The organism is Rheinheimera sp., assembly GCF_036568245.1.
Taxonomy (GTDB): Bacteria; Pseudomonadota; Gammaproteobacteria; order Enterobacterales; family Alteromonadaceae; genus Alishewanella.
Genome location: NZ_DATCSY010000290.1, coordinates 1 through 4,459, shown reverse-complemented (window position 1 = coordinate 4,459; position 4,459 = coordinate 1). Strand labels below are relative to the sequence as shown.

Annotated in this window: 4 protein-coding genes; 2 read left to right on the top strand and 2 right to left on the bottom strand. The window is 48.4% G+C overall.

Going from position 1 to position 4,459, the window contains the following annotated elements:
• Positions 1 to 1,042, bottom strand: a 1,042-nt coding sequence (locus VIN66_RS13135) for a TonB-dependent receptor (RefSeq protein ID WP_331924399.1), incomplete at its 3' end; no start/stop codon positions are given.
• Between the two features lie 245 nt (positions 1,043 to 1,287).
• Between VIN66_RS13135 and VIN66_RS13130 the strand changes: the two genes are divergently transcribed.
• Positions 1,288 to 2,664, top strand: a complete 1,377-nt coding sequence (locus VIN66_RS13130) for an SH3 domain-containing protein (RefSeq protein WP_331924398.1) — start codon at positions 1,288 to 1,290, stop codon at positions 2,662 to 2,664.
• An 11-nt stretch (positions 2,665 to 2,675) separates the two neighbouring features.
• A complete protein-coding gene (locus VIN66_RS13125) occupies positions 2,676 to 3,776 on the top strand; it encodes a dipeptide epimerase (RefSeq protein WP_134052298.1) in 1,101 nt (366 codons plus the stop codon).
• Positions 3,777 to 3,833: 57 nt separating this feature from the next.
• On the opposite strand, the gene VIN66_RS13120 is transcribed toward VIN66_RS13125, so the two are convergent.
• Positions 3,834 to 4,459 (bottom strand): SIS domain-containing protein (locus VIN66_RS13120; RefSeq protein WP_331924397.1); only part of this gene is annotated, 626 nt, incomplete at its 5' end.

Sequence of the window (4,459 nt, the reverse complement as noted above, 5' to 3'; positions counted from 1 at the left end):
CATCAGTAGGTGCCCAGGTTAATTTACCAAAATACTCATCGCGATCGCTTTTATAGGCTTTGGTAGGGCCGTATGCAGTCACTTTATTTGAACCTTTTTCTTCCGGGCCATAGTAAGAACCATAGAAAAACAGCTGATCTTCAATCAAGGGGCCGCTAACGCTGGCGGTAATCCAGGTTTTATCGGTGTCCTCTTCTACACCATCTTCCGGCGAGGCGCTAAAGTTTTTATTTTCAATTTTGTATTCAACGCTGCCTTTAAACTCGTTAGTACCGGATTTTGATTTAGTATTGATAGCAAAACCACCTGAGCGGTTAAAGCCTACTGCTTTAGCGCCGCCGCGCTCCATCGACACCATTTCGATATCGTGTGTTGAAGGCTCAGATGCCAGGTTGCCGAACAACGGCATTGACACATCGACACCGTCGAAACCGTATTTGTTATGTGCACCGGAACCGCCAGCTGACGGGCCTAAAGTACCGTTTTCGGTATATTGCACGCCAGGCACGATTTTCAGCATATCGCGGAAGGTTTGGCCGACAGGCAGCGCTTCTACCACGTCTGAACCCAGAGAGTTACTCAGCGATGAATTGCCTTGCTGAGCGAAAAATGGTGAGCCGACAACCTGAATAACTTCGATATCACCAGTCTGACTTTGTAATGCAACATTAACGTTGGAGGTTTGATCCAGCAGAACATCGACTTCCATCTGTTGCACGCTGCCATCAGCTGCAGTGATGGTCAGGGTGTAGCGGCCTGGGATCAGCAACGGCAAATTGAAGCTACCATCTTCACGTGTGTGGACTGTGCGTGGCTTAGGCATGACCGGGCTGGTTGCTACGACGGTGACACCTGAAACAGAACCCGTTGCCTGCTCAGTCGTTACTTTACCGCGGATACCACCTGCCTGTTGCGCCAGTGCCGGTGTGCAAAGCAGCATACCGGCCAGTACTACGGCTGAAACTTTTGCGGGTTTAGTCAAGGCTGTTTGCACAGCATCGACTAATCGATGTTTATGTAAGGTTTGCTGTTGAGACTTCATTGCTCTCTCCTGGAGTTGCGTTATTTTGTTTTATTCAGTGCTATCCGTTATTCGGGTCTACGCGCCCGTTTTTTTAGTAGTGTTTGTTTTCTGCACAAAATTAACATAGCAATATTTCTTTCCTTTGGAAAATAATTTATGCTCAATTTTGTAAATTATTGGAATATTTGATTCCTTTACGTTGTATTGTAGCCCTGTTGTTGCTATTTAACGTAATGAAATTAAACAATTATTCAGGAGTTGGCATGAAGAATATGGTGCGGTTGCTGTGCGGTTGTTACCTGCTGGCACTGACCACAGCGTCTGCTAATCAGTTTAGTTCTGACGTGCCATTAATACAGCCGGAACAGATGAGTCGCCAATTCTGGCAGACGAAATTAACGGCCGGCGATAAGGTATTGCTCACGCCAGAGCAAATAACCAAGCGCAATAAACAGGCTTTTGCTGTACAAAGTGAAATGCAGCCGCTTGAGCGGTTGCCGCAGGCGCTCAGTAAAGGTGAACTAAGCAATATTATTGCTAAGGTTAGCCAGGTACCTGCCAGCGCCCGGTTTTATGCTGATGGCCGCGAAGTCAGTCAGCAGCAATGGCAACAATATCGTGCATTACTGGCTACGGATAAGGTGCAGGTACAAAACCCGCTGCAATTTGCTTTAGTAGTAAAACGCACAGCACTCAGGGCGTTTCCTACCGAAGATAAGGTATTTAACAGCGAAGCCAATCTGGATTTGGACCGCTTTGCTGAAACTGCGCTGTTCCCCACTGATGCCGTTGCAATATTGCATTACAGTGCAGATAACAGCTGGGCACTGGTGCAGAGCTTTAATTACACCGGCTGGGTTAAGACAAAAGATATCGCCACCGGCAGCAAAGAACAAATACTGGGTTATGCCCGCAGGCAACCATTTTTGGTGGTCACCGGCGCCACAGTTCGCACTGCTTACACACCAACGCGGCCAGACATATCTGAACTGCAGCTGGAGATGGGCGTGCGCCTGGCGCTAATGGATGCAGCGGATACTGGTTTTAACGTGCATGGGCAAAACCCGCTGGCCAGTTATATTGTGTCTTTGCCGGTGCGCAATGCGGATGGTTCGCTGGCATTTGTGCCAGCGCTGATCCCGCGCAGTGCCGATGTCAGCTTGGGCTATCTACCGTTTACCGCCAATAATATTCTGCAGCAGGCGTTTAAGTTTCTCGGTGAACGTTATGGGTGGGGCCACGACTACAACGGCCGTGACTGCACCGGCTTTATCTCCGAGATTTTCCGCAGTTTTGGTTTTTTAATGCCGCGCAACTCCGGGCAACAGGGCAAAGGGGGTTACGGCGATAATATCCGCTTTGACCAGAGCAGCGGTGCGCAAGATAAACTGAGCGCTATCCAAAAAGCCAAGCCGGGGGACTTATTTTATTTCCCTGGCCATGTATCGCTGTATCTGGGTATGCAGGATAACCAGCCTTTTATGATCCATGACGTTAATACACTTATCTATCCGCTAGAGAACGGCCAGCTATACCGTGGCACGTTAAATGGCGTAGTGGTAACACCTATGCTACCACTGAATGCTAATACTGAGCAGTCGTACCTCGACGCGCTCTATGCAATTAAATCACTGCGTTAACAGGGGCAACTATGAAAATTACAGACATTAAACTGGGTATGTTGCGCGTGCCTCTGAAAACACCGTTTAAAACAGCTTTGCGCACGGTAAACACCATTGAAGACATTATTGTGATGGTGGAAACCGATACCGGCCATGTTGGTTATGGTGAAGCACCGGCAACCGCGGTGATTACCGGCGATATCCATGGCTCCATTATCGAAGCCATCCGCACTGTGATAAAACCGAAGCTGATTGGCCAGGATATCTCTGATTTGAATCATATAGTGCGGCTGATCCAGGGCTGTATTATGAAAAACTACAGTGCTAAAGCGGCTGTCGAAATAGCGGTTTATGATTTATTCGCCCAGCTGTACAAAGCCCCGCTATATAAAGTATTGGGTGGTGGAGTACCTAAAATAACTACAGATATTACCATTAGTGTTGATTACATCGATAAGATGGTTGCGGACTCGTTGCAGGCGATAGACCGCGGCTTTGAAACACTGAAAGTCAAAGTGGGTAAAGATATAGGTGTTGATATTGAGCGGGTAAAAGCCATTTATGCAGCAGTGGAAGGCAAGGCACTGATCCGGCTCGATGCTAATCAGGGCTGGACAGCAAAAGAAGCGGTATATGCACTGCACAAGCTGGAAGATGCGGGCGTGCGGCTAGAGCTGGTAGAGCAGCCGGTTAAAGCCTATGACCTTGAGGGGCTGAAATACATTACTGAACGTGTACATACGCCGGTGATGGCCGATGAAAGCAGCTTTGGTCCACGTGAAGTGATTGACCTGATAAAGATGCGCGCGGCCGACATTATCAATATTAAGTTGATGAAAACCGGTGGTATTGCCAATGCGATTAAAATTGCTGATATCTGCTCGTTTTACGATATGCAGTGCATGATTGGCTGCATGCTGGAAGGCAGTGTCAGTGTGGCGGCGGCAGTGCATGTGGCGGTCGCAAAATCAGATGTGATTACCAAAATAGATCTGGACGGGCCTTCATTGTGCTTGTTTGATCCGGTAAAAAGCAGTGTGAAGTTTCACGATGCCGATATCACCATTGAAGATGCGCCGGGGTTGGGTATTACGGCTATTGAGGGCCTGGAGATGTTGCCGGGTAACTAACATAGCCCGTTAGATTGCACCGCCCTGAACGAACAGCTCAGGGGTATCCTTTTAACCTCAAGGCTGTTCCAGTATATGTAGCAGCTTGCTGCTTTCTTCCAACTGGTGATCGCTGTTTTGTCGCTGGCACAACAGTAAATACAGAATATGGCACAGGTGCTGCTGTGCCAGCTGTACCAGTATAGGGTTTACCCGCACGTTCTCATCACCACTTAGCGCGTATAACGCTGTGTTAGCGGCCATACTCAGCGCATTGGCTTTGAAGCTGGTCAGGCTGATAAGCGGAATATTTTTGTTCTTGGCATAACGCGCCAACTTCAGCAAGTCACTGTTCTGGCCGGATTCGGATACCAGCAGCATTACGCTATTACTGCTAAGTGTGCTGGCGAGCTGCAGTGTCAGGGCCGGATCACTGTGCTGTAATGCCAGTTTGCCCAGTTGCAGTAAGCGAAATTGCATATCGTGGGCAACAATAGCCGAGGTGCCATAGCCTGCCAACAGTATTTTATCCGCCTGACTCAGATGCGAAGCGGCATCGAGTAACGATTTTTCTTCATTAATTTCTAAAATGCCACGCAAATGGCTGGTCAGACTGAACTGCAACTGTTCTACTAAGTTCACCAGCCCGCTTTGTACCGGATTTTGCTCTTGGTTGTCGCGGTTTAGCGTTGAAGCGGTGATCA

Coding starts and splice junctions, on each gene's coding strand:
- VIN66_RS13130 (WP_331924398.1), top strand. CDS start 1,288: ATGAAGAATATGGTGCGGTTGCTGTGCGGTTGTTACCTGCTGGCACTG.
- VIN66_RS13125 (WP_134052298.1), top strand. CDS start 2,676: ATGAAAATTACAGACATTAAACTGGGTATGTTGCGCGTGCCTCTGAAA.